This window comes from Pseudochelatococcus lubricantis, from assembly GCF_042432495.1.
GTDB classification, from domain to species: domain Bacteria; phylum Pseudomonadota; class Alphaproteobacteria; order Rhizobiales; family Beijerinckiaceae; genus Pseudochelatococcus; species Pseudochelatococcus lubricantis.
The window spans coordinates 640,242-666,542 of the sequence record NZ_JBHLXC010000001.1 but is presented as its reverse complement, the minus strand read 5'-3'; the positions used below and the strand labels follow the sequence as shown (position 1 = coordinate 666,542).

Here is a 26,301-nt window from a genome sequence, read left to right as displayed (position 1 = left end):
GATGGCCCAGATCGACGATCTTCCGCCGCTGCGCGACATCGTGCGCGAGCATGGCCTGCTGGCGAAGAAATCGCTAGGACAGAATTTCCTGTTCGATCTCAATCTCACCAGCCGCATCGCCCGCGCCTCCGGGCCGCTGGAAGGCGTGACGGTGGTCGAGGTCGGCCCCGGTCCCGGTGGTCTCACGCGCGCCTTGCTCGCCAGCGGCGCGCGCCGCGTCGTCGCCATCGAGCGCGACACCCGTTGCCTACCCATCCTCGCGCAGATCGCGGAGCATTATCCCGGACGGTTGACGGTGATTGAGGGCGATGCGCTGGAGGTGGATATCTCGCCCTACCTCGACGAGGGCCCGGCGCGGATCGTTTCCAACCTGCCTTACAACGTCGCAACCCCGCTGCTCACCGGCTGGCTGACGGCGGAGCGCTGGCCGCCATGGTGGCAATCGCTGACGCTGATGTTTCAGCGCGAGGTCGCCGAGCGCATCGTGGCAACGCCCGAGATACCTGGTGACTACGGCCGTCTCGGTGTGCTGTGCGGCTGGCGCACGCACGCCCACATCCTGTTCGACGTGCCACCGTCCGCCTTCGTGCCGCCGCCGAAGATCACATCGTCCGTGGTGCACCTTGCGCCGATTGCCTCGCCCGAAGCGGCCAGCGTCAGGACCTTGGAGGCGATGACCCGGGCTGCGTTCGGCCAGCGCCGGAAGATGCTGCGCCAGAGCCTCCGGAGCCTGCCCTTCCCTGACGGTTTCGACGCCGGCATCCTGCTCGAACGGGCCGGAATAACGCCCACGGCCCGTGCGGAAGAACTGCCGGTCACGGCCTTCGTTCGCCTTGCCAACATCTACGACGCGCTGCGATAGAGAGGGTTTCAGCCTTCCTGCGCCAGCAGGTCGTTGACAAAACCGGCCAGGCCGATGCGGCGCAGTCGCTTCAGCCGCTCGGCCGCCAGTATCGACTGCAGCGCGCGGAAGGCATGGTCGAGATCGTCATTGACGATCACGTAATCATAGGCGTTCCAGTGGCCGATCTCTTCACGTGCGTTGACGAGGCGCTGGTTGATCACCTCCGTCGAATCTTCAGCCCGCCGCTCAAGCCGCGTGCGCAACTCCCGGAGCGACGGCGGCAGGATGAACACCGTCACCGCGTCGTCACGCATCTTTTCCAGAATCTGCAAAGTGCCCTGCCAGTCGACGTCGAATACCATGTCACGGCCGCCGGCCAGCGTCTCCTCGACCGGCCTGCGCGGCGTGCCATAGAGATTGCCGTGCACCTCCGCCCATTCCAGCAGATCACCGCGATCGCGCTGGAAGAGGAACTCGTCTTTCTCGATGAAATGGTAATGCACGCCTTCGATTTCCGACGCGCGGCGCGGACGGGTCGTGACCGAGATCGACAGGGAGAGATGACCGAGCTGCAGCAGGTCGCGCGTCAGGGTCGTTTTCCCGGCCCCTGAGGGCGAGGACAGAATAAGCATCAGGCCCCGGCGGTGAATGGAATTATCGACAGTCATTCTGCGACTTGTACACTCTCTTGGCGGGTGCCTGAGTCGGCATCCGGAAATCGTTCAACCGTAGGAGCATGCTATACCGGCTCAGCGGATAGCCGGCAATTGCGGCACCGTCTTGGGCGAGGTCAGATCGTAGCTCTTGTTCTTCAGGGGGTCGAGCTTGGTGCCTTCCGAGGCGTCGAACACCTTGACGATACCATCGCTGGCCCCTCCGCCCGGGCGGGCGTCGGCGGTAGTATTACTTGCACCCGCTGCCGGAAGCCGCGTCTCCTGATCTTCACCCTCCGGCAGGACACGGTCGACGCCGGTATCGCCACCCGGCTGCACCGCGCGGCTCGCTTCAATCTTGCGCCATGCAGCCACATTGCGGTTATGCTCGTCGAGCGTCTTCGCAAACTGGTGACCGCCCGTGCCGTCCGCTACGAAGTAGAGATCCTCCGCCTTCGCCGGATTGGCTGCGGCCAGCAGCGACGCGCGGCCGGGATTGGCGATCGGACCGGTCGGCAGGCCGCTGATGACATAGGTGTTGTAGGGCGTTTCCTCGGCGATCTCGCTCTTGCGAATGCCGCGCCCCAGCGTGCCCTTGCCGCCGACGATGCCGTACACGATGGTCGGGTCCGACTGCAGCTTCATGCCCTTGCGCAACCTGTTGACGAACACCGCCGCCACCCGCGCCCGCTCCTCGTCGACGGCCGTTTCCTTCTCGATGATCGACGCAAGCACGACGAGTTCATCGGGTGACTTGAGAGGCAGGTCCGGCGCCCTCCCCTCCCAGGCCTGCGCAACGGCCTTGCGGTGCTCGGCCACCATTCGGTCGACGATCGACTGCCGGGCGGTACCACGCGGCGCCATATAGGTTTCCGGCAGCAGCGTTCCCTCCACGGGCGACGGCTTGATCTCGCCCGTCAGCAGATCGTTGGCGAGCAGCCGCGCGACGACCTGATCGCTCGTAAGACCTTCGGGAACGGTAATGGGATATTGGACGCTCTTTCCGACGACGAGCGTATCCATCACATCCTTCATGCTGGCGCCCGCCTTGAAGGCATATTCGCCCGCCTTGATCGCGTCGTTCGCGCCCAGAACATGCAGGCCGATGACGAAGATCAGGGAATGATCGATCACGCCCTCGCGCTGAAGCGTCTCGGCCACGACCTGGTTGCCGCCCTTCACGGAAACGATGCGCGTTTCCTGCAGCGGCCCGCGACCGTAAAACTCATTGCGTCCGAAGTAGATCGCCGAGCCGACGGCGACGGCACCGATGAGAAGAAGTGTCAGGAAAGCGCTCAGCGCCGAGAGGAAGCCGCCCTTCTGTTGCCGCGGCCGGCGCGATCTCGGTGGGGGCGGTGGCGCGAACGTCGGCTTGATGGCTTCGCCGGGCGATCGAGGCGCAACCCGCCCATAGGATGCGTCACCTCTCCCTGTCCATTGCGGGACCTGTTGCCTGTCGTCGACCATACGGAAGTTCAGCCTCTCTCAAGCAGCGGTGGAAAGGCACGCATGCCGGTTCGACACGCCCTGCCCTCGTGACGCGCGGAAGCAAGACTATAGCCACGATTGTGGCAAAAGCAGGCCTCTTTCAACGCACACCCCTGGAAAGCCGTTCCCGTTCCTCGGATAAAATTCCGAAAAAACAGGAAGATAGAGCCGCTGTTGCGCCACTGTCTCTCTATCGGTCGCCCCATCTACCACCATCACGCATCGGGATGGCGGAGGATCAGCGACGCATTCGTTCCACCGAACCCGAAGGAGTTGGACAGAACTGCGCCGATGACCGCCTTGCGCGGTTCATGTGGCACGAGATCGATGTCCGTTTCAACGGATGGATTGTCGAGGTTCAGTGTCGCCGGGGCAATCTGGTCGCGAATGGCGAGTACGCCGAATATCGCCTCGACTGCCCCGGCAGCGCCGAGCAGATGGCCGATCGACGATTTGGTCGACGACATCAACGTCCCTCGGGCATTGTCACCAAGAAGGCGTTCCACGGCCCGCAGTTCGATCTCGTCACCGACCGGCGTCGAAGTGCCATGGGCATTGATGTAGTCGATATCGGCGGGCGACAGCCCGGCGCGCTTGAGCGCCGCCTGCATGCAACGGAACGCGCCATCGCCGTCTTCCGCTGGAGACGTGATATGGTATGCGTCGCCGGACAGCCCGTAGCCCACCACTTCCGCGTAGATTCGCGCGCCTCGCGCAATCGCGTGATTGCGCTCCTCCAGCACGACCACACCGGCGCCCTCACCCATGACGAAACCGTCTCGGTCCCGATCATAAGGTCGCGAAGCACGCTCCGGCGTAGCGTTGAAGGACGTAGACAGAGCACGGCAGGCGGAAAACCCCGCAAGCGCCAGTCGGTTGACAGGCGATTCCGTCCCACCCGCAATCATTACCTCGGCATCGCCCAGCGCAATCAACCGCGCCGCGTCGCCGATAGCGTGCGCGCCGGTAGAACAGGCCGTGACAACCGAATGGTTCGGTCCCTTGAGGCCATTGGCGATCGAGACATAGCCCGACGCCAGATTGATCAACCGCCCGGGAATGAAAAACGGCGACACACGCCTGGGACCGCGTTCGTGAAGCGTGATCGACGCATCATAGATGCCACCGACGCCGCCGATACCCGAGCCGATCAGCACGCCGCTGGCGATCTGGTCTTCGTAGCTTGTCGGACGCCAGTCCGCGTCATCGAGCGCCTGCCGGGCCGCTGCCATCGCGTAGACGATGAACGGATCAACCTTGCGTTGCTCCTTCGGCTCCATCCAATCGTCAGGATTGAAGGTTCCGTCGGCCCCATCCCCAAGTGGTATAGTACAGGCAATCCGGCACGGCAGATCCGCCGTCTCGAATGCCTCAACCGGACGCGCACCGCTCAATCCTGCGAGAATTCTCTGCCAGGTAACGTCAACGCCACATCCAAGCGGAGAAACGACACCCAGACCGGTGACAACCACGCGCCTCATGTCCGTCCACCACCTGCGCGGGCGTCCGGACCGAAGACGGTCAGACCGCACGCTTCCTCAGCAAGCGCCACGACCAAAACCATCAGGCAGAAACGTTCTTCTCAAGGAACTTGATGGCGTCACCGACAGTGACGATCGTCTCGGCGGCGTCATCGGGAATCTCGACGCCAAACCCTTCCTCGAAAGCCATCACGAGTTCAACAGTGTCAAGGCTGTCAGCGCCCAGATCGTCGATGAAATTCGCAGACTCCGTCACCTTGTCGGCGTCGACGCCCAGGTGTTCCACGACAATCTTCTTCACGCGATCAGCGATATCACTCATATTTCAGTCCTCGTTATATTAACTGACGATATTCCAGACGCCGCATCTCGACGGCAACTCTGGCTACACGAGCGCGGCGACACAAACAACCCGTTCCGCGGGATTTCCGGGCATAACCACACCCGATGCGGGCCTCGCCGAACCCACGCGCGGCGCCGATAAACGGAACGCCATGCAATCTCCCTCGCAGACATGAACACAATGAACAGAAGTCCCTCACCGACCGGAAAAAACTGTCATCGCACAACATGTCTGGCTGGATATAGCGTCAGGAGCCCCACCCGCGCGCATCCTCTGCCGGACATCTACCACCGCGACATCCAGAAACCTTCCGGCCCGCGCAATCGCCTGTCAACCACAGGCACTGCCGGGACATATTCATAAAACACCCCCTGCGCGGTCGCCCCGCATGCGTCATCGTGCACAATCAGTCACGTAAACGCAATGATGGTTGTTATCATACTCCCTACCTGTTGGCGAGAGGAGAAACGGGCCGCCAGAGATACGGGTACCGACCAATAACCATCTCAGATCATTGCCATTCCGCCGTTGACATGAAGGGTCTGCCCCGTCACGTAGCCTGCCTCGTCGGACGCAAGATAGACGACAGCCGCGGCGACATCCTTACCGAGGCCGAGTCGCCCGGCCGGTACCCGCGACAGAATCGATTCCCTCTGCTTGTCGTTGAGCGCGTCGGTCATGGGCGATTCGATAAAGCCCGGCGCCACCGCGTTGACCGTGATATTGCGGCTCGCGACCTCAGCGGCGAGCGACTTCGTCATGCCGACAAGTCCCGCCTTCGAGGCGGCATAATTGCCTTGGCCCGGGTTGCCGGTAATTCCCACGACAGACCCTATTCCGATGATCCGGCCATAGCGCCGGCGCATCATGCCCTTGACCGCAGCGCGCGACAGCCGGAAGGCCGCGGTGAGATTGACCGCGATGACGGTATCCCATTCCTCGTCCTTCATGCGTATGAAGAGATTGTCGCGTGTGACACCTGCATTATTGACAACAACATCGAGTCCACCGAGCGCTTCCTCCGCCGCAGGCACGAGGGCCTCGACCTCGGCGGCATCCGCGAGATTGGCGGGTGTCACCACGACGCGTTCTCCAAGCTCTTGCGCAAGTGCCTCAAGAACCTCGCGGCGCGTGCCCGACAATGCAACGGCCGCGCCACGTGCATGCAACGCCCGCGCGATCGCGCTGCCGAGCCCCCCGGTGGCCCCGGTGACGAGAGCCTTCTTGCCTGTCAGGTCGAACACGGTTCTTCTCCCTTGGAGCGTCATTTCGGGAAGCGGCTACCAATTTCCAACGAAATCTGACGCATAAACAACTCGTTAGAACAACAACGCAGCCCCGTCTCTTGCCAGCAGTTCTAACGCGCCAACGCGAGGATCGACAGAAAACCGGCGATATCGTCCGGCGCGCCGACGGCAAGCCCTCGCGCGGTTGGCGCGATCCGCTTGGCGAGGCCGGTCAACACCTTGCCGGCGCCAAGTTCGATGAATGCGTCCACCCCTTCCTGCGCCATGGCGGTCACACTCTCGCGCCAGCGAACTGTGCCCGTCACCTGCGCGACAAGCGCATCGCGGATATCGGCCGGACTGGAAATGGGCGCGGCGAGCACATTGGCGAATACGGGCACTAGCGGATCCGTCATGCTGACGGACGCGAGTGCGGCGCGCATGCGCTCCGCCGCTGGCTGCATCAACGGGCAATGGAAAGGTGCCGACACGGGCAGCAGGATCGCCCGCTTGGCGCCCCGCGCCTGCGCGATCGCGATGGCGCGGTTGACGGCGGCGACGTGGCCGGAGACCACGACCTGTCCCGGACCGTTATCATTGGCGGCCGCGCATACATCCTGCTGCGCAGCCTCTTGTGCGATGGCCGAAGCCTCCTTGAACTCCAGCCCGAGCAGCGCCGCCATGGCGCCTTCGCCCACGGGAACCGCCTGTTGCATCGCTTCGCCACGGACACGCAGCAGGCGCGCGGTATCGGCAAGCGTCAGGGCGCCGGCGGCCGCGAGCGCCGAATACTCGCCGAGGGAATGACCGGCGACGAAGGCAACGTCCTCGGCGACGTCGAGATCGCTTTCGCTTTCCAGTACCCGCACCACTGCAAGGCTGACCGCCATCAGGGCCGGTTGGGTGTTAACCGTGAGCGACAATTCATCGGCCGGCCCCTCCCAGATCACCTGGCTCAGATGCTGCCCGAGTGCGTCGTCCACCTCCTCGAACACCCGACGCGCGACAGCAAAATTCTCTGCCAAAGACTTGCCCATACCCGGCGTCTGGCTACCCTGCCCCGGAAATGTCAATGCTATCGCCATGCCTGCCACCGCCCCCAACTCCGAATCTTCACCAATCACGTCGGACCCCGAGCGCCTCGGAATTCCAATTCGGAAAGGCTTTCTGCAAACCGGGTGCGCAGAGCCGTTCCCGACTCCTCTTCTACCCCGTTCGGCCGCACAACCGGATCAACCGGCGATCACCGCCGCGATCGCATCGAGCGCGGCCTGAGCATGATCGCCGTCCGGGCCGCCGGCCTGTGCAAGATCACGGCGTCCACCGCCACCCTTGCCACCGAGTTGCTCCGCACCGATTCTCACCAGCGCGACCGCGTCGAAGCGATCGCTGACATCAGGCGTAACGCCGACCACGATGCCTGCCTTGCCGTCATCGGCGATGCCGACGATGGCGACAACCCCCGAACCAACACGCTTTCTGGCGTCATCGGCAAGGCTCTTGAGGTCCTTCGTCTCGATGCCCGACACCACGCGGGCCAGAAGCCGCGTGCCGCCGATTTCCTGCACAGGTGCCTCCGCCGCATTATCGCCGCCCAATGCCAGCTTCCGGCGCGCCTCCGCCAGCTCCCGCTCAAGCTTGCGCCGTTCCTCGACAAGCGCCTCAAGACGGGCGCCAGCCTCATTCATGGGCGTACGCAACAAATCGGCAAGGCCATGCAGCAACTCACTTTCAGCCACGAGTTGCCGACGCGCGCCCTCGGCTGTCATCGCTTCGATCCGGCGGACGCCCGAAGCGACAGCACTTTCCGATACAATACGCACCAGACCGATATCGCCCGTCCGCGTCACATGCGTGCCACCGCACAGCTCAATGGAGAAAACTCTCCCGCCGGCCTCCGGGCGCGTGCCCATGGAGACGACGCGAACCTCGTCGCCGTACTTTTCGCCGAACAGCGCCCGCGCTCCGCTTTCGATCGCCTCGTCAACCGCCATCAGGCGCGTCTCCACGGGTTCGTTGCGCAGAACTACTGTGTTGGCAAGATCCTCGATCTGCCGAAGCTCGTCGGCACTGATCGGGCCGGGATGGCTGAAATCGAAGCGCAGGCGATCCGGCGCCACCAGCGATCCCTTTTGAGCCACGTGATCCCCCAAGATCTCACGCAGCGCCTCGTGCAGCAAGTGCGTCGCCGAATGATTGGCGCGAATAGCACGGCGGCGAGCGCTGTCCACGATGAGTTCCACCGCGACGCCAGGCGCCAGTTCACCTTCCTTGACGCTCACCCTGTGCACGAAGACATCGCCAAGTTTCTTCGACGTGCCGAGGATATCGGCGCTGACATTTGCCCCCGAGAGGCTACCGGTATCTCCGACTTGCCCGCCCGATTCAGCGTAGAACGGTGTCTGGTTGACAAGGAGGAGCCCTTCCTCCCCGGCACCCAGAGAGGTGACCTCGACGCCGTCCTTGACCAGAGCTGTGATGATTCCCTCAGCCGAATCAACATCATAGCCGAGAAATTCCGTCGAGCCGACACGATCCCTGAGGGAAAACCACAACGTCTCCGTCGCCGCCTCGCCCGATCCCGCCCAAGCCGCACGGGCGAGTTCACGCTGACGCGCCATCGCGGCCTCGAAGCCCTCGTTATCGACAGAAACGCCGCGGGGGCGCAATGCGTCCTGCGTCAGGTCGAGCGGAAAACCGTAGGTATCGTAAAGGGTGAACGCCACTTCTCCCGGCAACCGGTCTCCCGCCGAAAGAGACTCTGTCGCCGAATCCAGCATTGCCAGACCGCGCTCCAGCGTCTTGCGAAAACGCTTCTCTTCCAGATGCAGCGTCTCGACGATCAACGACTCGGCGCGTACGAGTTCGGGATACGCCTGCCCCATCTGGCGCACCAGCGCCGGCACGAGCCGCCACATCAGCGGCTCCCGCGCACCGAGGAGTTCCGCATGGCGCATGGCACGACGCATGATGCGGCGCACGACATAGCCGCGTCCCTCGTTCGAGGGCAACACGCCGTCCGCCACCAGAAAAGCCGAAGCCCGCAGGTGATCGGCGATTACGCGATGGCTGACAGCCTGAGGACCATCGGGATCGACGCCGGTGGCATTGGCCACCGCCTCGATCAGCGCGCGCATCAGATCAGTGGCGTAGTTGTCGTGCGTGCCCTGGAGCACCGCGGAAATACGCTCAAGGCCCATTCCCGTATCGATGGACGGACGCGGCAACAGCAGTCTCTGGCCGGGACTGACCTGATCGTACTGCATAAACACGAGATTCCAGATCTCGATGAACCGGTCGCCATCCTCATCGGGGCTGCCAGGCGGGCCGCCTGGAATATGCTCGCCGTGATCGTAGAAAATCTCGGAACAGGGACCGCAAGGGCCGGTATCCCCCATCGACCAGAAATTGTCCGAGGTCGCGATGCGGATGATCCTGTCATCCGGCAGGCCGGCAATCCTCTTCCACAGATCAGCGGCCTCGTCGTCCTCCGCGAAGACGGTAACCAGCAGCTTTTTTTCGGGCAAGCCGAATTCGCGCGTCACGAGCTTCCAGGCAAGTTCGATGGCGGTCTCCTTGAAGTAGTCGCCAAACGAAAAATTCCCGAGCATCTCGAAAAAGGTATGATGGCGGGCAGTATAGCCGACATTGTCGAGATCATTGTGCTTGCCGCCCGCGCGCACGCACTTCTGCGCGCTGACGGCCCGCGAGTAGGGTCGCTTCTCCGCCCCCGTGAAGACGTTCTTGAACGGAACCATGCCTGCGTTGGTGAACAGCAGGGTCGGATCGTTGCGCGGCACAAGAGGACTCGACGGCACGGCCTCGTGGCTGTTGGCCGCGAAATAATCAAGAAAAGTGGACCGAATCTCGTTTACACCGCTCATTTACGCCCTGCCTGACCCCTGGGACGGACGTGCTGCACAAGCGATCCGTCGCCATTCCGAACTCCCGGCATCGCCATCGCCCGCCGTCCAACCGGCATAGACGCTGGCGGCAAGGCCCGCAACCCGGTTCGACAGGCAGGATGGCGTCCCGCAAAAGCCTTGACTATCGGGATTTCATACGTTTGGAAATCCGGAAAAGCGCATGCGCGGCATTTTTTAGAAACGGATGCGGCATCTTCCGGCCGCTATATCAGCCGGCACCCTCATCGGCATCCTCAGTCGACGGATCGACGTTTTCGAGAATACGATCCGCCAGCACTGTCGAGTTCTGGCGGATGGCCGCCTCGATCCTGTCTGCGACTTCAGGATTGCTCTTGAGAAACTGTTTCGCGTTCTCGCGCCCCTGCCCCAGTCGCTGACTGTCGTAGGAAAACCACGCGCCCGACTTGTCGACGATGCCGCCCTTCACGCCGAGATCGAGCAGTTCGCCAAGCTTGGACACCCCTTCACCATACATGATGTCGAACTCGACCTGCTTGAAGGGCGGCGCCACCTTGTTCTTGACGACCTTGACGCGCGTCGCGTTGCCGACGACCTCCTCGCGGTCCTTGATGGAGCCGATGCGCCGGATATCGAGACGCACCGAGGCATAGAACTTCAGGGCATTGCCGCCGGTCGTCGTCTCGGGAGAACCGTACATGACGCCTATCTTCATGCGGATCTGGTTGATGAAGATTACCATCGTGTTGGAGCGCGAAATGGATGCGGTGAGCTTGCGCAGCGCCTGGCTCATCAGACGCGCCTGGAGGCCCGGCTGCATGTCGCCCATCTCGCCTTCAATCTCCGCGCGCGGCGTCAGCGCCGCCACCGAATCGACGACGAGCACCTCGATCGCGCCCGAGCGCACCAGCGTATCGCAGATTTCGAGCGCCTGCTCGCCGGTATCGGGCTGAGATATCAGAAGATCGTCAAGGCTGACGCCGAGCTTGCGCGCGTAGATCGGATCGAGCGCATGTTCGGCATCGATGAACGCGCAGGTGCCACCGCGTTTCTGAGCCTCCGCGACGGTATGAAGCGCCAACGTCGTCTTGCCCGATGACTCAGGGCCGAAAATCTCGATGATGCGGCCGCGCGGCAGGCCGCCGACGCCGAGCGCGATATCGAGGCCAAGCGAGCCCGTCGACACGGTCTCGATCTCGACCCGGTCCTGCGCCTTGCCGAGCCGCATGATCGAGCCCTTGCCGAACGCCCGTTCAATCTGCGCCAGCGCGGCGTCGAGCGCCTTTGTCTTGTCCATCGAGCTACCTTCCACGAGTCGCAAATCGGCTTTTGACATGACGCTATTCCTTATGGCACCCCACCGCGAATTTCAACGCGCACCGGATATGGTACATATTTTGTTCTTGCGCACAAGTTCTTTTTATGTTCCAACTTATCCGCAATGAAACGCGGATAAGGGATGCCATGCGGGAAGAATGCTCATACGGAATGGTCGGCCGGCGCATGCCGCATGCGCCGGCCACAAAAATTGTTGCAGATATCGGCTTGACGCCCCTCGACGGCCGTTACAGTCCGGCGGACGTCTCGGCTGACAACTCAGCCCCCAGAAGCAGCGTCTCGACCTTTTCCACGACCTGGTTCGCCAGCGCTTCGGGATCGGGCAGCGAGGCGTCCAGGTGAAGGTCGGGCTTCAGTGGTGGCTCGTATTCCTGGCCGATGCCGGTAAAGGCAGCTATCTTGCCCTCTTTTGCCTGTGCATAAAGGCCCTTCGGGTCACGCTCGGCACACAGGTCAGGCGGCGCGTCGACAAAGATTTCGACGAATTCGTCGGGCGCAAAGCGCTCGCGCAGCCTGTCACGGTCGGCGCGGAAGGGCGAAACGAAGGCGCACAGCACCACGAGGCCCGCTTCCGTCATCAGCCGAGCGACCTCGCCGACGCGGCGAATGTTCTCCGTGCGCGAGGGTGGGTCGAAACCGAGATCGGCATTCAGTCCCTGCCGCAGGCTGTCGCCATCGAGCGTCATGGTATGGCGGCCAAGCGCGTTGAGCTTCGCCTCCACGAGATTGGCGATGGTCGATTTGCCGGAGCCCGGCAATCCCGTGAACCACAGCACCAGCGGGCGCTGGTGCTTGATGGCGGCGCGCGCGGCGCGGTCCACGTCGAACCCGTGACGGTACACGTTCGTCGCGCCGAGCGGTTGCGCGACCATTCCCGCGGCGACTGTCGCGTTGTTGAAACGGTCGATGAGAATGAAAGCGCCCGTCTGGTGATTTTCCGCGTAGGGGTCGAAGGCAACGGGCACAAGCGTCTCGATCTCGACGAGGCCGATGGCGTTGAGGCCAAGCGACACGACCGGCACCTCCGCCAGGGTCTCGACATCGAGATAATGGCGGATGGCGCGCACCGTCGCCGGTACCACGCGCGTGCCGATCTTGAGATTGTAGGAGCGCCCTGGCACCAGCATCTCATCCGCCATCCATACGAGGCGTGCGGCGAGGCGCGTAGCGACGATCGGACGATGTTTCGTAGCGGCGAAGACCTCCCCGCGCGGCGCGTCGATCTCGTCCTCGAGCACCAGCGTGATGGCGTCACCCGACCGTGCCTCCGGGCGGTCGCCGTCGAAGGTCACGATGCGCGCGACCTGGCTTGTCTTGCCGGAGCCGGCGGCCACGACCGCGTCACCCACCCTGACGCGCCCGCCAGCCACCGTGCCGGAGAATCCGCGAAAATCGAGATTGGGCCGGTTGACCCATTGCACAGGAAAACGGAACGGGCCATCGTCCCCGGCTTCCCGGACGTCGATGGTTTCGAGGTGGCCGAGGAGCGTCGGCCCCTTGTACCACGGCGTGGAAATGCTGGGCGTAGAAATGTTGTCGCCGAACCGCGCCGACAGCGGAATAGCCTCGATTCCGAGAAAGCCGAGCTTTTCGGCAAACACACGATAATCGGCGACGATGTCGTTGAACCGCTTCTCGTCGAAGCCGACGAGGTCGATCTTGTTGATGGCGAGCACCACGTGGCGGATGCCGAGCAGGGAGACGATGACGCTATGCCGGCGCGTCTGGGTCAGCAGGCCCTTGCGGGCGTCGATCAGCAGGATCGCGAGATCGGCGTTAGAGGCGCCTGTCGCCATGTTGCGCGTGTACTGTTCGTGACCGGGCGTGTCGGCGACGATGAACGACCGGCGCGCTGTCGAGAAATAGCGATAGGCGACGTCGATGGTGATGCCCTGTTCGCGCTCGGCCTCAAGCCCGTCGACCAACAGCGCGAAGTCGATATCCCCGCCCGTGGTGCCGACGCGCCGCGAATCATCCGCCAGCGCGGTGAGCTGATCGTCGTACACCGCGCTCGTTTCATACAGCAGGCGGCCAATCAGCGTGGATTTTCCGTCATCGACGGAACCGCAGGTGAGAAAGCGCAGCAGGCCGCGCGCCCCGTCGCCGGACGACGGATGACCGGCGGTGGAAGATTCGGCCTGTGGCATGGCGGGAACGGCGCTCATTCAGAAGTATCCCTCACGTTTCTTGCGCTCCATAGAGGCGCCGCCGTCATGATCGATCACGCGCCCTTGCCGTTCGGAAACCGAGGACGAGTCGAGTTCGGCGATGACGTCCTCCAGCGTTTGCGCCTGCGAGGGGATGGCGCCCGTCAATGGGTAGCAACCCAGCGTACGGAAGCGAACCGTGCGCAGCTGTGGCCGCTCGCCGGGCCGGAGAGGGAAGCGCTCGTCGTCGACCATGATCAGGGCGCCGTCGCGCTCGACGACCGGCCGTTCCGCGGCGAAATAGAGTGGCACCACCGGGATGTTCTCGGCGGCGATATAGTGCCAGACGTCGCGCTCCGTCCAATTGGACAGCGGGAACACGCGCATCGATTCGCCCTTGGCGATCTGGGTGTTATAGAGATGCCACAGCTCCGGGCGCTGGTTGCGCGGGTCCCATGCATGGCTCGCGGTGCGGTGCGAGAAGACACGCTCCTTGGCGCGGCTCTTTTCTTCGTCGCGCCGTGCCCCGCCGAAGGCGGCATCAAAGCCGCCCGCGTCGAGCGCCTGTTTCAGCGCCTCCGTCTTCATCACCTGCGTGTGGACGGCCGATCCGGAAGCGAAGGGACTGACGCCGCGGCGCAGGCCCTCCTCGTTGACGTGGACGAGCAGTTCCCAGTCGTAGTGCGCGGCCATCGCGTCGCGAAACGCAATCATCTCGCGAAATTTCCACGTCGTGTCGACATGCAGCAGCGGGAACGGCGGTTTCGACGGAAAGAACGCCTTGCGCGCCAGATGCAGCATCACGGCCGAGTCCTTCCCGATGGAATAGAGCATCACCGGTTTGCGAAACTCGGCCGCCACCTCACGGATGATGTGGATCGATTGCGCCTCAAGCCAGGCGAGATGCGGCGACAGGCGGCCGCTCCCCGCCTTTGCCGATGCTGGCGCTGCCGATGGAATTTCCCCGCTGTGGGGCTCTGTGGATAACATGGAAGAACCTGGTACCTGCACGGATGAAATTGAGAACGGTTCGCCTGAATCAGGCGTCGCCGTGAGAAATGCGCAGCCGCCGGCGCAGGCCGCCCGGTGCGTCCTCCGCGCCTTCGAGAGATGCAGGCTGGTAATGCTCGCGCACGAACACGACCGCGCCGGTGCGCAGCGCCTCGATGGTGCCCGCGTGGTTCACATCGAGCGCGTCGAAACCGCATCGATGCAGGGCATTCACCTGATCGCGCAGCACGTCGCCCCGCGCGCGCAGCTCGCCGCGATAACCGAGGCGGTCGCGCAGGATGCGGGCCGCCGAGTAGGCGCGGCCGTCGTTGTATTTCGGGATCTCCAGAACGATCACGGCGAAGCGGCGCACGTCCTGCTCCAGCCCGTCGAGCGTCTCTCCCGACTGCAGCGCAAGTCCGATCGGGTCCTCGCGATCAATGAGGGCCGCGCGCTGCGCCAGATAGCGCTCCTTGCCCAGAACGATGGAACCGTGGGGCGGGACCGGCGCATCATCGCCGATGAACTGCCATTCGTCATCGACGAAAGCGCCGTTCCTGAACAGGGCCATCAGGCACTCCTTCTCGTTACGCCGGCATTCGAGACATGAATGCCGCATTCGGTCTTCGCCTGCCCCCGCCAGCGCCCGGCCCGCGCGTCCTCGCCTTCGGCGACCGGCGATGTACAGGGCGCGCAGCCAATGGATGGATAGCCCTTCGCCACAAGCGGATGGCGCGGCAGGTCGTGCTCGCGCAGATAGGCGACGAGCTCCCCCGCCCCCCAAGTGGCGAGCGGCGAAACCTTGATATGCGTTGCGTCAGCCTCGAAAACCCGCAGCGTGGTGCGGGTCGCCGCCTGATAGCGCTTGCGCCCGGTAATCCAGGCGGCGAAAGGCGCCAGCGCCTCGGCGAGCGGCTCCACCTTGCGCAACTGGCAGCAGCGGTCGGGATCGATGCTGAAGAGCGCGCCGTAGGGATCGGCGGCCTCCATCGTTTCGGGGTCGGGACCGACGCTGCGCACCTCTGTCAGGCCCAGGCGCGCGATGAGCGTATCCCTATACGCCAGCGTTTCCGGAAACAGCCGGCCGGTATCGATAAACACCACCGGCACGGCCCGGTCGATCGTCGCGGCCATATGCAGCAGCACCGCCGATTCCGCGCCGAAACTCGACACGAGTGCGATCTTTCCCGGAAAGAGCGCGGTCAGCGAGAGCCGCAACACCTCTTCGGCTGGCAGCGTGCCGTAGGCTTCGTTCAGCGCCGCGGCGCGCGCGGCCTCCACGGCGGAGGCACCATCCAGTGTTCCGTCAGGCTGCGGCAGAGGTTGCACCATAAAGGGCCTCCTTGAACGGCGCTTCGCCTACCCGGCGGAAGAACGCGAGGAACGGCTCGTCCGGCCCGCTGCGCCGGGCGATATAGGTGTTCACCACGGTCTCGACCGCGTCGACGATGTCGTCCGCCGAGAAACCGCGCCCCACGATGTCGCCGATGGAGGCCGTCTCGTCGCCCGAGCCGCCCAGCGTGATCTGGTAGAATTCCTCGCCCTTGCGGTCGACGCCCAGAATGCCGATGTGCGCGACGTGATGATGCCCGCAGGCATTGATGCAGCCGGAAATCTTGATCTTGAGATCGCCGATCTCGTGCTGCCGGGCAATATCCTCGAAGCGTTCGCTGATTCGCTGCGCCAGCGGAATGGACCTCGCATTGGCGAGCGAGCAATAGTCGAGGCCGGGGCAGCAGATAATATCGGTGATGAGGCCAGCGTTGCCGGTCGCCACCCCCGCCTTCTGCAGGGCGGCGAAGACCTCGGGCACCGCGTCGAGCCGCACGTGGGGCAGAACGAGGTTCTGCTCGTGGCTCACGCGCAATTCATCGAAAGAATAGCGCTCGGCGATGTCGGCGATGGCCTCCATCTGCTCGGCCGTGACATCGCCCGGCACCGCCCCCGTCGCCTTCAGCGATACGGTCAGGACGCCATATCCGGGCGCACGGTGTTTGGCGACGTTACGCTCCACGAAGGCGGCCAGCTGCGCGTCGACGACCTTCGCGCGCTCCAGCTTGTCGGAACGCTCCGGCAGCGCCTCGAATGCAGGCGGCGCGAAATAGTCGGCAATGGCCGCAATTTCTTCATGCGGCAAAGTCAGCTTGCCGCGCTGGCGGATGTCCTCGTACTCGCTCTCGATCTGGCGGCTCACTTCCTCAAGCCCGGCCTCGTGCATCAGGATCTTGACGCGCGCCTTGTACTTGTTGTCGCGGCGACCGAACTGGTTGTAGACGCGCAGCACCGCTTCCGCATAGCTCAGAAGCTCGCCCTCGGGCAGGAAATCACGCACCTTCTTGCCGATCATCGGTGTGCGCCCCAGCCCGCCGCCGACATAGACGGTGAAGCCGCGCTCGCCGGCCTCGCTCTCGACGATCTGGAGGCCGATGTCGTGCACCTGGATCGCGGCGCGGTCATGGGCGGCGCCGTTGACGGCGATCTTGAACTTGCGCGGCAGGTAGGTGAACTCGGGATGCAGCGACGACCACTGGCGCAGGATCTCCGCATAGACGCGCGGATCGGCGACCTCGTCCCGCGCCGCGCCGGCGAAATGATCGGCCGAGACGTTGCGAATGCAGTTGCCGGACGTCTGGATCGCGTGCAGCTCCACCTTGGCCAGATCGGCGAGGATGTCAGGGACGTCCTCCAGCCTGATCCAGTTGAACTGGATGTTCTGCCGCGTGGTGAAATGGCCGTAGCCCTTGTCATAACGGCGCGCCACGTGGGCGAGCCCGCGCAGCTTGGCGCCGCTCAGCGTGCCGTAGGGAATGGCCACGCGCAGCATGTAGGCGTGCAGCTGCAGATAGACGCCGTTCATCAGGCGCAGGGGCCGGAACTCGTCCTCGGTCAGTTCGCCGGCGAGCCTGCGGCGCACCTGATCGCGGAACTCCGCCACGCGGTCGGTGACGAAACGGCGGTCGAACTCATCGTAACGATACATGGCAGTCTCCCCGCGGCTCAGGCGGATGCGGGCGCCGAATGCGCCAGAATGACGGAGGTGCCCGCCGTGGGCCCGCCCGCGGCACGGATCGCCTCGCGCAGCACGGTGGGGACAATGACGTCGCCCTCCACTTTCACGTTGACGAGATAAGGGCCGACGACGCGGTTGTTCCGCTCGTCCCCGGCGCCCGCCGCAGCCAGCGCCTCGGCCGCCTCCGGTGCGTCGACGACCTCGGCATCGCTGATATGCGTCGACCACGCGCCCCCGGTCGTGCGGAACACCACCAGCCCCGAATGGAGGTCATTGGCGGTCAGTACCTGCGGAATCGCCGCCTTTGCATCGCGTTTCATGTTTTTTACTCCGCAGCCAGAAGGGACGCGGACGCCTCGGTCCGCTGTGCGATCGGCCCGGCCGCGCCGAAGTCGCCGGCCGCCACCGCATCGCCGACAAGGATCAGGACCGGCCCGGCGACATCCACCCGCTCCGCCAGCCCCGGCAGATCCGCCAGCCGGCCGAAGAAGGCGCGGCTGTCCGCCCGGCCCGCATTCTCGATCGCGGCCACGGGCGTGGACGGCGCAACGCCGTTGCCGACCAACCGCTCGTATGTCTCGACAGCCGCCGTGCGGCCCATGTAGACGCCGATCGTGCCGCCCGCCCGTGCCACTTCCGGCCAGCCCTTCGGCTCGGTGCCGTTCGCGCCATGCCCGGAGGCGAACACCAGCGAGGACGACACGCCGCGCAGGGTGAGCGGCACGGCATAATCCGCCGCCGCCGCGAGGGCGGCCGTAACGCCGGGGACGACGGTGTAGCGGATGCCTGCCTGCCGCAGCGCGGCGATCTCCTCCCCCGCGCGGCCGAACACCAGCGGATCGCCCGCCTTCAGTCGCGCCACGTGCTTGCCCTCGCGGGCGAGCTTCACCAGCAGGTCGTTGATGGCGCCCTGCGTCACGGAATGCTTGCCCTTGGCCTTGCCGACGCCGATGCGCGCGGCATCGCGCCGGCCCATCTCGACCACGGCATCCGGCACCAGCTGGTCATGGACGATCACGTCCGCGCGCTGCAGGAGCCGCTGGGCGCGCAGGGTCAGCAGATCCTCTGCGCCCGGCCCCGCGCCGATCAGCCAGACGACGCCTTCGCCGTCCTGCCCCTCGGCCTGCGCGAGCTCCGACAGCGCGGCGCGGCGCGCGCCTTCCAGATCGCCGGCAAGGGCCAGTTCCGCCCCGCGCCCGTCGAATAGCGACGTCCAGAAACGGCGGCGGCGGGCATTGCCGGCCAGCGCCTCTCCCACACTGTCGCGCACGCTGCGCGCCAATTCGCCGAGCCGCCCGAACTCGGGCGCGAGCAAGGCTTCAACCGCCGCGCGCACACGCTGCGCGAGGACGGGCGCGAGGCCGTCCGTCGCGATCGCCACCGAGACCGGCGCACGGTCGACGATGGCGGGCACGGCGAAATCGCACAGCTCCAGCCGATCGACGACATTGACCGGCACGCCGGCCTGACGGCCAAGCGCCGCGAGCGCCCTGTCGCGCGCCTCATCCCCCGTGGCGATGAACAGCAATGCCGCGCCAGACAGATCCCCGATGCCCGGCTCGCGCGGGTGCACCGTCACACCGTGCTGGCCGGCAAGCGCCATCAGCTCGGGCGACGCATGCGCGGCGAACACGACGGGCCTGCCCTCGGTGCGCAGCAGCAGCCGCAGCTTGACGAGCGCTTCCTCGCCGCCGCCCACGAGAATTACAGCACGGCCGGCCACATCATAGGAAACCGGAAAGAAACGCAGACGGGCCACGGATTGACTGCCATCCTCTACTGACACATTCTCGCCATGGCTATTTCCGGACAGAGGCCCGCGAACGCCGGCAGAACGTGATGGCGGGCGCTCGCCCCATGCGCCGCAAAACCCGCCAAAAACGATAAATCACGCTATCACACGCGGTATAGTTTTGAAAATACATATTTTATATGTATTTTAAGGAGCGCCGCATAAGTATATAAAATCAGTGGTGTTTTTGAACACCGCAAGGCGCCCGGCGGTCAATCCGCCGGGAACAGCCGCGCCTTCCGCAAATGCAGGCCGACCCGGTCATTCACCGACCACGTCTGTTCCGCCGGCACCTCGACCTCGATCAGCACATCCGAGAACGCGACGCGCACCTCCACCCGGCGACCGTTCACCGTGCGGCGCTGCGAGGCGATGATGCCGGGAATGCCCGTGCCGTAGGGCGCCAGCGTCACTTCGTTGGGACGCAGGTAGATGGTTGCGCGCCCCTCCGCCGCCCCTTCGGGATCGACATCGAGCGGATCGCCGGCGAGCAGCACCTTGCCGCCTTTCACCTCCACCGGCAGCGCCACCGTGTCGCCGAGGAACGAAAGCACGAAGGGAGAAGCCGGCTTTTCATAGATTTCGTCCGGCGTGCCGACCTGTTCGAGCCGGCCATTGGCGAGGATCGCCACCCGGTCGGCGAGTTCCAGCGCCTCGTCCTGGTCGTGGGTCACGAAGATCGTGGTGTGGCCGGTGCGGTCGTGGATGTCGCGCAGCCAGCGGCGCAAGTCCTTGCGGACCTTGGCGTCGAGCGCGCCGAACGGCTCGTCGAGCAGCAGCACGCGCGGTTCCACGGCGAGCGCGCGAGCCAACGCCACGCGCTGACGCTGGCCGCCGGAAAGCTGCGCCGGATAGCGCCTGTCGAGACCGTCGAGCTGCACGAGTTCGAGCAGTTCCTGCACCTTGCGCTGGATTGCCGCCTGCGGCGGCCGCTCCTTGCGCGGCCGCACGCTGAGGCCATAAGCGATGTTGTCCGCCACCGTCAGGTGCTTGAACAGCGCGTAGTGCTGGAAGACGAAGCCCACCCGCCGCTGCTGCACCGTCAGGTGCGTCGCGTCCTCCGTGCCGAAGAACACGCTGCCCGTGGTGGCGAATTCGAGTCCGGCGATGATGCGCAGCAGCGTGGTCTTGCCGGAACCGGAAGGCCCCAGCAGGGCGATGAGTTCGCCGGGGTGGATCGCGAGATCGACGCCGTCGAGCGCCTTCGATCCGCGAAACTCCTTCCCGATGCCGCTGACGCGGATACCGACGGTGCCCGCCTGCACGGCGGCGGACCTAGTGCCCGCCACGCCCGGCGAGGGAGTCTGCAAAACGCCACTCAAGGATGGACTTTGCGGCAAGGGTGATGAGGGCGAGGAGGGCAAGGAGCGAGGCGACGGCAAAGGCTGCTGCGATATTGTATTCATTGTACAGAATCTCGATGTGGAGCGGCATGGTGTTGGTCAGGCCGCGGATGTGGCCGGAAACGACGGCGACTGCGCCGAACTCGCCCATTGCCCGCGCGTTGCAGAGAAGGACGCCGTAGAGCAGGCCCCAGCGGATGTTCGGCAGTGTTACAGTGCGGAACGTCGTGAACCCGGAGGCGCCGAGCGACAGGGCGGCTTCCTCGTCCGTATTGCCCTGCTCCTGCATCAGCGGAATGAGTTCGCGCGCCACGAAGGGGAACGTCACGAACACCGTCGCGATGACGATGCCAGGCAGCGCGAAGATGATGCTGATGTTGTGCGCCTGCAGGAACGGCCCGAAATAGCCCTGCGCGCCGAACAGCAGCACGAACACGAGGCCCGAGACCACGGGCGAGACCGAGAACGGCAGGTCGATCAGCGTGATCAGGAAGCTCTTGCCGGGAAACGAGAACTTCGCGATCGCCCACGACGCGGCGACGCCGAAGACGAGGTTGAGCGGCACCGCGATGGCGGCGACCGTCAGCGTCAGGCGGATGGCGGACTGCGCATCCGGCTCCGAGAAGGCGGCCAGATACGTGTCGAAGCCCCGCTTGAATGCCTCCAGAAACACCGTGATGAGCGGCAGCAGCAGGAACAGAGCCAGGAAGACGAAGGCGATGCCCAGCGCAACGCCCTGCACGAGCCGGCTTTCCGTGGTCACGGCATGGTGCGGCGCCCGGCCGGCGGCACCAGCGACGTCCGCAGGGATGGACGCGGGAGCGGATGAATGCTCAGACATAGCCGAACCTCTTGCGGCTCCACGCCTGGATGAGATTGATCAGCAGCAGGATCGAGAAGGAGATCGCCAGCATCAGGGTCGCGATCGCGGTCGCGCCGGTGTAGTCGAACTCCTCCAGCTTGATGACGATCAGCAAGGGCGCGATTTCGGAAATATAAGGCAGGTTGCCGGCGATGAAGATCACGGACCCGTATTCGCCGACCGCCCGCGCGAAGGCGAGCGCGAGGCCGGTGAGGATCGCCGGGATGAGCGGCGGCAGCAGCACGCGCCAGATGGTCTGGGCGCGGCTGGCGCCGAGCGTTGCCGACGCTTCCTCCTGTTCGCGGTCGATCTCCGCGATCAGCGGCTGCACCGTCCGCACCGTGAAGGGAACGCTCACGAAGACAAGCGCGATGAAGATGCCGACGGGCGTATAGGCGATCTTGATGCCGTATGGCGCGAAGATGCTGCCGATGAGACCATTCTGAGCATAAAGCGCCGAAAGCGCGATGCCGGCGACCGCCGTCGGCAGCGCGAAGGGCAGGTCGACGGCCGCGTCGATCAGGCGCCGGCCGGGAAACCGGTAGCGCGTCAGCACCCACGCAATCAGCAGGCCGAACACGGCCGCGAAGACGGCGGCGAGCAGCGCGGTGCCGAAGCTGAGCTTGAGCGCGCCGGCCACGCGCGGATCGGTGGCGACATTCCACAGGCCCGAAAGTCCGATGCCGGACGCGCGCAGGATCAGCCCGCCCAGCGGGATGAGGACGATGATGCCCAGATAGACGAGCGTGTAGCCGAAGGCGAGGCCGAAGCCCGGTATCACGCTCTTTTGCCGGAAGCGGGGAAGCCACCCCTCTCTCGCGGTCGCGACTGCTGCCATGATGCAACGTACTTTCAACTGTATGGAACCGTATCGGCTGCCGCACGGCGGAACGACGACCTTGTCAACGCCTGCGGCGCCTCCATCGTTCCGCCGCGCGGCCCTTCATTGCCGTGCTTACTTCTGCGCGATTGCCTTGCTGATTTCGTCGAAGACCGAGCTTTCGCCGAAGAAACGCTTCTGGATGGTCGCCCAGTCGCCGAACTTGTCCTCCGCCCGGAAGAGCTTCAGCTTCTGGAATTCCGGCACGCCGCCCGCCGCGACAGTCTCCGGACGGGAGGGACGGTACCAGTTCTTGGCGATGATCGTCTGTGCCTCGGGCGAGTAGAGGAAGTCGAGATAGGCTTCCGCCGCCTTGCGCGTGCCCTTCTTGTCGACGTTGCCGACCACGAGCGCGACCGGCGGCTCCGCGGAGATGGAGAACGGCGGCACGACGATGTCGAACTTTTCGGCGCCGAATTCGCTGAGGATCAGGTGAGCCTCGTTCTCCCACGCCGGCAGCACATCGCCGAGGTCGCGCTGCGCGAAACTGATGGTGGAACCGCGCGCGCCGGGATCGAGCACCGGGACGTTCTTGTAGAATTTCGTCACGAATTCCCGCGCCTTCGCATCGTCGCCGCCATGATCGAGCACGAAGCCCCAGGCACTGAGGAAATTCCAGCGTCCGCCGGCCGACGTCTTCGGATTCGGGGTGATGATCTTCACATCGTCGCGAACCAGATCGTCCCAGTTCCTGATGTTCTTCGGGTTGCCCTTGCGCACCACGAAGACGACGGTGGAGGTATAGGGCAGGCCGTGGTTCGGCAGCTTCTCGCGCCAGTCCTTGGGAATGAGGCCGGTTTCACGGGCGATCAGGTCGATGTCGGAAGCGATGCCGAGCGTCACGACGTCCGCCTCAAGCCCCTCGATGACCTTGTTGGCCTGTCCGCCGGAGCCGCCGTGCGACGTGCGCACCACGACATCCTCGCCGGTATCCTTCTTCCATTTCGCCTGGAACACTTCGTTGATCTGGCGATAAAGCTCGCGGGTGGGATCATAGGAAACGTTGAGCAGGGTCGTCTGGGCCCGCGCGGGGGCGGCGCCCGCCAGCCCGGCCAGCACCACCGCCGCGGCCGACGCCATTGCCAGGACGCCACGCCTCGAAAAAACTGTCAGTCTGGAAACCATTGGCCCTCTCCGTCTGATGATGACCCATTGTCACCACCGGCTGGAATTATTTCAATAGTTTTTTTGTAGTTTTTATAAATTTACAGATATAGAGTGTAAATTAATGGTCATTCCGCGACCGCGAAACGCACATTGGAATCCCTCAAGATATTGCTGCACAAGCGAATTATTCGTCTGTCGGAAAGTTATTTTATTAATTCTATTGATTTTATATTTTATTGACAAGAGCGGATTGGTGCGCGATATAGAGGGTGTTCGCGAAGCGCGTCGACACGGCGCTGCCCGCGAGCCGCGGTGATTTGAAAGCGCAGCTTGCGCCGCGAGACCAAACGCTAAAGCGCCACGAGTAAGTTCGTGGGGTCATTGCGCGCACGGGTTTTCCGGCAATCGTCGATGGATGGCTGAGGAAGGCCTGCACGCCAACAATCAGGAGAGGCACCATGGCACTTTCTTCGACAACAACAACCTTCGGGAACGAAATCTCCGGAAAACCAGAGGCGCGTCTCGTGCCTCCCGCTCCGGTTCATGCAGCCGTCACGATCGTATGTCTTGCGTCTATGCAGCAATGTCCGGTCTGTCCGCATTGATTGCGCCGCATTTCATCTGGTCCTGAATTTGCATGGTGAAGCCGGTTCGAACCGGTGGGAGCTGACATGTTTGACAATTACCTGATCGAAATCTCCGGCAAGCCCGCGGGGATCATAGCCCGCGATGCCAACGGCTACCGCTTTCATGCGTCTGAAAACGCATTCAACGATCTCGACGGGCGCATCTTCGCTGATCCGCAGGCTGCCGAGCGCGCTGCGCGCAAGCTCATCGCCAGGCGCCGGGCCGATGCCGGCCCCCGCGGCAACCACCGCGCGGGCAGCGAGAGCGACTACATCCCGGCGTGATCGCCGGTCCGGCCCTGTCGGCCGGTCCTGAAGCGGCCATCCGGAGGCCCGCTTGCCGCACGCAACCCGCCTCTTGCAAGATGCCTCCGCTTCCGTCAGGAGAAGGGGATGATGAACATCCCTTCCCCTGGCCATCCGCCGCAGCCGCCGGCCGGCGGCGCGGTTGCCGGCCGCTCCGCGATCATCCGCCTCGCGGGCGTGGGCAAGCAGTTTCCGGCGCGCAAGGACGGCCAACCGGTCGAGGCACTGTCGGACATCGATCTCGACGTGCCGGCCGGTTCCGTCCTTGGCGTGATCGGCCGCAGCGGCGCGGGCAAATCGACCCTGATTCGTCTGGTGAACGGGCTGGAGAAGCCGACGAGCGGACAGGTGATCGTCGACGGTGTTGACGTGTCGCGGTTGCCGGAAAATAAGCTGCGCGCGGTGCGCCGCAACATCGGCATGATTTTTCAGCACTTCAACCTGCTGTCGTCGCGTACGGTTTTTGACAACATCGCCCTGCCGCTCGAAGTCGAGGGCGCGGCCGCGCCCGTCATTCGCGAGCGGGTGGAGCGTCTGATGTCGCTCGTCGGCCTCGACGACAAGCGCAGCCGTTATCCAGCCGAACTCTCGGGCGGGCAGAAGCAGCGCGTCGGCATCGCCCGCGCGCTCGCGACCAATCCGAAGGTGCTGCTGTCGGACGAGGCGACGTCCGCGCTGGACCCGGAGACGACGCATTCCATTCTGTCTCTGCTGTCGGCCATCAACCGGGAACTCGGCGTCACCATCCTGCTGATCACCCACGAGATGGCCGTGATTCGGGCCATCGCGCAGCAAATGGCTGTGCTCGATGGCGGCCGCGTCGTCGAGCAGGGCGATGTCTTCGACGTTTTCACCCGGCCGCAGCATCCGACCACGCGCTCGTTCCTCGCCGCCGAAACGGGACGGGCACCGCCGTCCTTTGTGGCCGACCGTCTGGCGCACGAGGACGCGCCGGGCATGGAGACCGTGATTCGCATCATCTTCCGCGGGCGCTTCGCCACCCATCCCGTGCTGGCGCAGGTCTCGCGGGAGCTGGACATCGATGTGAACATCCTCGGAGGCACCATCGACGCCATTGGCGGCAAGCCGTTCGGCGTGCTCATCGTCGGCGTGCCGGGCGGCCGGGACCTGTCGGAGAGGTTCGTCTCCTTCCTCGCCGCGCGCGATCTCGATACGGAGGTTCTCGGCTATGTCCCTGCCAGCGCTTTCGCTTGACATCCTGCGCCTTGTGGGCGGCGCGACGTGGGACACGCTCTACATGGTGGCGCTGTCGTCGCTGGCGGCCTCGCTGATCGGCATGCCGCTCGGCATCTTCCTCGCCACGAGCCAGCGCGGCGAGCTGTTCGCGGCGCCCCTCGCCAACGGCGTCGTCGGCGCGGTGGCGAACGCGCTGCGCTCGACGCCGTTCATCATCCTCGCGGTGTCGATCATCCCGTTCACCCGGCTGGTCGCCGGCACGTCGATCGGCACCACCGCCGCCGTGGTGCCGCTCACAGTCGCCGCCTTTCCCTTCGTCGCCCGTCTCGTGGAGAGTGCCGTGCGCGAGGTCGACCAGGGGCTGATCGAGGCCGCGCGCGCCATGGGTGCAAGCCCGCTGCAGATCGTGCGCAAGGTGCTGGTGCCGGAGGCATTGCCCGGCATCGTGCTCGGCCTCACGCTCGCCGTCGTCAGCCTGATCGGCTATTCGGCCATCGTGGGCGTGGTCGGCGGCGGCGGGCTCGGCGATCTCGGCATCCGCTACGGCTACCAGCGCTTCATGCCGGAAGTCATGTTCATGGTCGTCGTGGTGCTGATCGTGATGGTGCAGGCGGTGCAAAGCGCCGGCGACTACCTCGCCCGCCGCGTCAACCGCCGGATCAGGCGGGCCTGACTCCACGACGCGCCAATGCCTGCCCGGTCCCGCGCCTGTTTGAACTTGCGCCGGCATGCCCGGAACGATATCCGGTCCATCGGGATCGGACAACGCTCCGCGATTCTTTCG

Annotated in this window: 23 protein-coding genes; 4 read left to right on the top strand and 19 right to left on the bottom strand. The window is 64.5% G+C overall.

Annotated features, from left to right (window positions below; genetic code table 11):
- The first annotated feature begins 1 nt into the window (after position 1).
- On the top strand, positions 2 to 862 hold the full coding sequence (rsmA, locus tag ACFFJ7_RS02855) for a 16S rRNA (adenine(1518)-N(6)/adenine(1519)-N(6))-dimethyltransferase RsmA (protein WP_377590700.1): 861 nt from the start codon (positions 2 to 4) through the stop codon (positions 860 to 862).
- An 8-nt stretch (positions 863 to 870) separates the two neighbouring features.
- On the opposite strand, the gene gmk is transcribed toward rsmA, so the two are convergent.
- The 19 genes from gmk to ACFFJ7_RS02760 all read right to left on the bottom strand — a co-directional run bounded on the left by gmk (position 871) and on the right by ACFFJ7_RS02760 (position 23,361).
- Positions 871 to 1,476 (bottom strand): guanylate kinase, encoded by a 606-nt coding sequence (gene gmk / locus ACFFJ7_RS02850; RefSeq protein ID WP_377590699.1) that lies wholly within the window; start codon positions 1,474 to 1,476, stop codon positions 871 to 873.
- 117 nt (positions 1,477 to 1,593) lie between these two features.
- Positions 1,594 to 2,964 carry an endolytic transglycosylase MltG gene (gene mltG, locus ACFFJ7_RS02845; RefSeq protein ID WP_166949798.1) on the bottom strand — a complete coding sequence of 457 codons (1,371 nt, stop codon included), beginning with the start codon at positions 2,962 to 2,964 and terminating at the stop codon, positions 1,594 to 1,596.
- 236 nt (positions 2,965 to 3,200) lie between these two features.
- On the bottom strand, positions 3,201 to 4,466 hold the full coding sequence (fabF, locus tag ACFFJ7_RS02840; protein ID WP_377590698.1) for a beta-ketoacyl-ACP synthase II: 1,266 nt from the start codon (positions 4,464 to 4,466) through the stop codon (positions 3,201 to 3,203).
- An 82-nt stretch (positions 4,467 to 4,548) separates the two neighbouring features.
- Entirely contained in the window at positions 4,549 to 4,788 is a 240-nt protein-coding gene (locus ACFFJ7_RS02835) for an acyl carrier protein (RefSeq protein WP_166949794.1), read from the bottom strand.
- Between the two features lie 527 nt (positions 4,789 to 5,315).
- A complete protein-coding gene (gene fabG, locus ACFFJ7_RS02830; protein WP_166949792.1) occupies positions 5,316 to 6,053 on the bottom strand; it encodes a 3-oxoacyl-[acyl-carrier-protein] reductase in 738 nt (245 codons plus the stop codon).
- 113 nt (positions 6,054 to 6,166) lie between these two features.
- A complete protein-coding gene (gene fabD, locus ACFFJ7_RS02825) occupies positions 6,167 to 7,120 on the bottom strand; it encodes an ACP S-malonyltransferase (RefSeq protein ID WP_377590697.1) in 954 nt (317 codons plus the stop codon).
- Positions 7,121 to 7,267: 147 nt separating this feature from the next.
- Entirely contained in the window at positions 7,268 to 9,919 is a 2,652-nt protein-coding gene (alaS, locus tag ACFFJ7_RS02820) for an alanine--tRNA ligase (protein ID WP_377590696.1), read from the bottom strand.
- A 250-nt stretch (positions 9,920 to 10,169) separates the two neighbouring features.
- Positions 10,170 to 11,255: a recombinase RecA gene (gene recA, locus ACFFJ7_RS02815; RefSeq protein WP_166949785.1), complete on the bottom strand. Its 1,086-nt coding sequence runs from the start codon at positions 11,253 to 11,255 to the stop codon at positions 10,170 to 10,172.
- Between the two features lie 229 nt (positions 11,256 to 11,484).
- Positions 11,485 to 13,404, bottom strand: a complete 1,920-nt coding sequence (cysN, locus tag ACFFJ7_RS02810) for a sulfate adenylyltransferase subunit CysN (protein ID WP_377590713.1) — start codon at positions 13,402 to 13,404, stop codon at positions 11,485 to 11,487.
- Between the two features lie 18 nt (positions 13,405 to 13,422).
- Positions 13,423 to 14,394 carry a sulfate adenylyltransferase subunit CysD gene (gene cysD, locus ACFFJ7_RS02805; protein ID WP_377590695.1) on the bottom strand — a complete coding sequence of 324 codons (972 nt, stop codon included), beginning with the start codon at positions 14,392 to 14,394 and terminating at the stop codon, positions 13,423 to 13,425.
- 49 nt (positions 14,395 to 14,443) lie between these two features.
- Positions 14,444 to 14,965 (bottom strand): DUF934 domain-containing protein, encoded by a 522-nt coding sequence (locus ACFFJ7_RS02800; RefSeq protein ID WP_377590694.1) that lies wholly within the window; start codon positions 14,963 to 14,965, stop codon positions 14,444 to 14,446.
- Complete coding sequence (locus tag ACFFJ7_RS02795; RefSeq protein ID WP_377590693.1) at positions 14,965 to 15,726, bottom strand: phosphoadenylyl-sulfate reductase; 762 nt, start codon at positions 15,724 to 15,726, stop codon at positions 14,965 to 14,967. The genes ACFFJ7_RS02800 and ACFFJ7_RS02795 overlap by 1 nt, the downstream gene beginning before the upstream one ends.
- Positions 15,701 to 17,374 carry a nitrite/sulfite reductase gene (locus ACFFJ7_RS02790; RefSeq protein ID WP_377590692.1) on the bottom strand — a complete coding sequence of 558 codons (1,674 nt, stop codon included), beginning with the start codon at positions 17,372 to 17,374 and terminating at the stop codon, positions 15,701 to 15,703. The genes ACFFJ7_RS02795 and ACFFJ7_RS02790 overlap by 26 nt, the downstream gene beginning before the upstream one ends.
- Positions 17,375 to 17,391: 17 nt before the next feature.
- A complete protein-coding gene (locus ACFFJ7_RS02785; protein ID WP_166949775.1) occupies positions 17,392 to 17,724 on the bottom strand; it encodes a DUF2849 domain-containing protein in 333 nt (110 codons plus the stop codon).
- Positions 17,725 to 17,729: 5 nt separating this feature from the next.
- Positions 17,730 to 19,163, bottom strand: a complete 1,434-nt coding sequence (gene cysG / locus ACFFJ7_RS02780) for a siroheme synthase CysG (RefSeq protein WP_166949773.1) — start codon at positions 19,161 to 19,163, stop codon at positions 17,730 to 17,732.
- A 245-nt stretch (positions 19,164 to 19,408) separates the two neighbouring features.
- The gene (locus ACFFJ7_RS02775; protein ID WP_377590712.1) at positions 19,409 to 20,440 is read right to left on the bottom strand and encodes a sulfate/molybdate ABC transporter ATP-binding protein; all 1,032 of its coding nucleotides are present in this window, start codon (positions 20,438 to 20,440) and stop codon (positions 19,409 to 19,411) included.
- Between the two features lie 31 nt (positions 20,441 to 20,471).
- Positions 20,472 to 21,380, bottom strand: a complete 909-nt coding sequence (gene cysW, locus ACFFJ7_RS02770; protein WP_377590691.1) for a sulfate ABC transporter permease subunit CysW — start codon at positions 21,378 to 21,380, stop codon at positions 20,472 to 20,474.
- Positions 21,373 to 22,239, bottom strand: a complete 867-nt coding sequence (gene cysT / locus ACFFJ7_RS02765; RefSeq protein WP_166949769.1) for a sulfate ABC transporter permease subunit CysT — start codon at positions 22,237 to 22,239, stop codon at positions 21,373 to 21,375. Before cysT ends, cysW begins: the two co-directional genes overlap by 8 nt.
- Before the next feature lie 117 nt (positions 22,240 to 22,356).
- Complete coding sequence (locus ACFFJ7_RS02760; protein ID WP_377590690.1) at positions 22,357 to 23,361, bottom strand: sulfate ABC transporter substrate-binding protein; 1,005 nt, start codon at positions 23,359 to 23,361, stop codon at positions 22,357 to 22,359.
- A gap of 698 nt (positions 23,362 to 24,059) precedes the next feature.
- Between ACFFJ7_RS02760 and ACFFJ7_RS02755 the strand changes: the two genes are divergently transcribed.
- From ACFFJ7_RS02755 to ACFFJ7_RS02745, 3 genes are all read left to right on the top strand, one after another.
- Positions 24,060 to 24,299 (top strand): DUF6894 family protein, encoded by a 240-nt coding sequence (locus ACFFJ7_RS02755; RefSeq protein ID WP_166949000.1) that lies wholly within the window; start codon positions 24,060 to 24,062, stop codon positions 24,297 to 24,299.
- 111 nt (positions 24,300 to 24,410) lie between these two features.
- Complete coding sequence (locus tag ACFFJ7_RS02750) at positions 24,411 to 25,535, top strand: methionine ABC transporter ATP-binding protein (protein WP_166949765.1); 1,125 nt, start codon at positions 24,411 to 24,413, stop codon at positions 25,533 to 25,535.
- A complete protein-coding gene (locus ACFFJ7_RS02745) occupies positions 25,510 to 26,190 on the top strand; it encodes a methionine ABC transporter permease (protein WP_166949763.1) in 681 nt (226 codons plus the stop codon). The genes ACFFJ7_RS02750 and ACFFJ7_RS02745 overlap by 26 nt, the downstream gene beginning before the upstream one ends.
- Positions 26,191 to 26,301: the final 111 nt, after the last annotated feature.

Coding starts and splice junctions, on each gene's coding strand:
- fabF (WP_377590698.1), bottom strand. CDS start 4,466: ATGAGGCGCGTGGTTGTCACCGGTCTGGGTGTCGTTTCTCCGCTTGGA.
- ACFFJ7_RS02785 (WP_166949775.1), bottom strand. CDS start 17,724: ATGAAACGCGATGCAAAGGCGGCGATTCCGCAGGTACTGACCGCCAAT.
- ACFFJ7_RS02835 (WP_166949794.1), bottom strand. CDS start 4,788: ATGAGTGATATCGCTGATCGCGTGAAGAAGATTGTCGTGGAACACCTG.
- alaS (WP_377590696.1), bottom strand. CDS start 9,919: ATGAGCGGTGTAAACGAGATTCGGTCCACTTTTCTTGATTATTTCGCG.
- recA (WP_166949785.1), bottom strand. CDS start 11,255: ATGTCAAAAGCCGATTTGCGACTCGTGGAAGGTAGCTCGATGGACAAG.
- ACFFJ7_RS02755 (WP_166949000.1), top strand. CDS start 24,060: ATGTTTGACAATTACCTGATCGAAATCTCCGGCAAGCCCGCGGGGATC.
- mltG (WP_166949798.1), bottom strand. CDS start 2,964: ATGGTCGACGACAGGCAACAGGTCCCGCAATGGACAGGGAGAGGTGAC.
- ACFFJ7_RS02795 (WP_377590693.1), bottom strand. CDS start 15,726: ATGGTGCAACCTCTGCCGCAGCCTGACGGAACACTGGATGGTGCCTCC.
- rsmA (WP_377590700.1), top strand. CDS start 2: ATGGCCCAGATCGACGATCTTCCGCCGCTGCGCGACATCGTGCGCGAG.
- fabD (WP_377590697.1), bottom strand. CDS start 7,120: ATGGCGATAGCATTGACATTTCCGGGGCAGGGTAGCCAGACGCCGGGT.
- ACFFJ7_RS02760 (WP_377590690.1), bottom strand. CDS start 23,361: ATGGCGTCGGCCGCGGCGGTGGTGCTGGCCGGGCTGGCGGGCGCCGCC.
- cysW (WP_377590691.1), bottom strand. CDS start 21,380: ATGTCTGAGCATTCATCCGCTCCCGCGTCCATCCCTGCGGACGTCGCT.
- cysT (WP_166949769.1), bottom strand. CDS start 22,239: ATGGCAGCAGTCGCGACCGCGAGAGAGGGGTGGCTTCCCCGCTTCCGG.
- ACFFJ7_RS02790 (WP_377590692.1), bottom strand. CDS start 17,374: ATGTATCGTTACGATGAGTTCGACCGCCGTTTCGTCACCGACCGCGTG.
- ACFFJ7_RS02745 (WP_166949763.1), top strand. CDS start 25,510: ATGTCCCTGCCAGCGCTTTCGCTTGACATCCTGCGCCTTGTGGGCGGC.
- cysN (WP_377590713.1), bottom strand. CDS start 13,404: ATGCCACAGGCCGAATCTTCCACCGCCGGTCATCCGTCGTCCGGCGAC.
- gmk (WP_377590699.1), bottom strand. CDS start 1,476: ATGCTTATTCTGTCCTCGCCCTCAGGGGCCGGGAAAACGACCCTGACG.
- ACFFJ7_RS02800 (WP_377590694.1), bottom strand. CDS start 14,965: ATGGCCCTGTTCAGGAACGGCGCTTTCGTCGATGACGAATGGCAGTTC.
- ACFFJ7_RS02750 (WP_166949765.1), top strand. CDS start 24,411: ATGAACATCCCTTCCCCTGGCCATCCGCCGCAGCCGCCGGCCGGCGGC.
- cysD (WP_377590695.1), bottom strand. CDS start 14,394: ATGTTATCCACAGAGCCCCACAGCGGGGAAATTCCATCGGCAGCGCCA.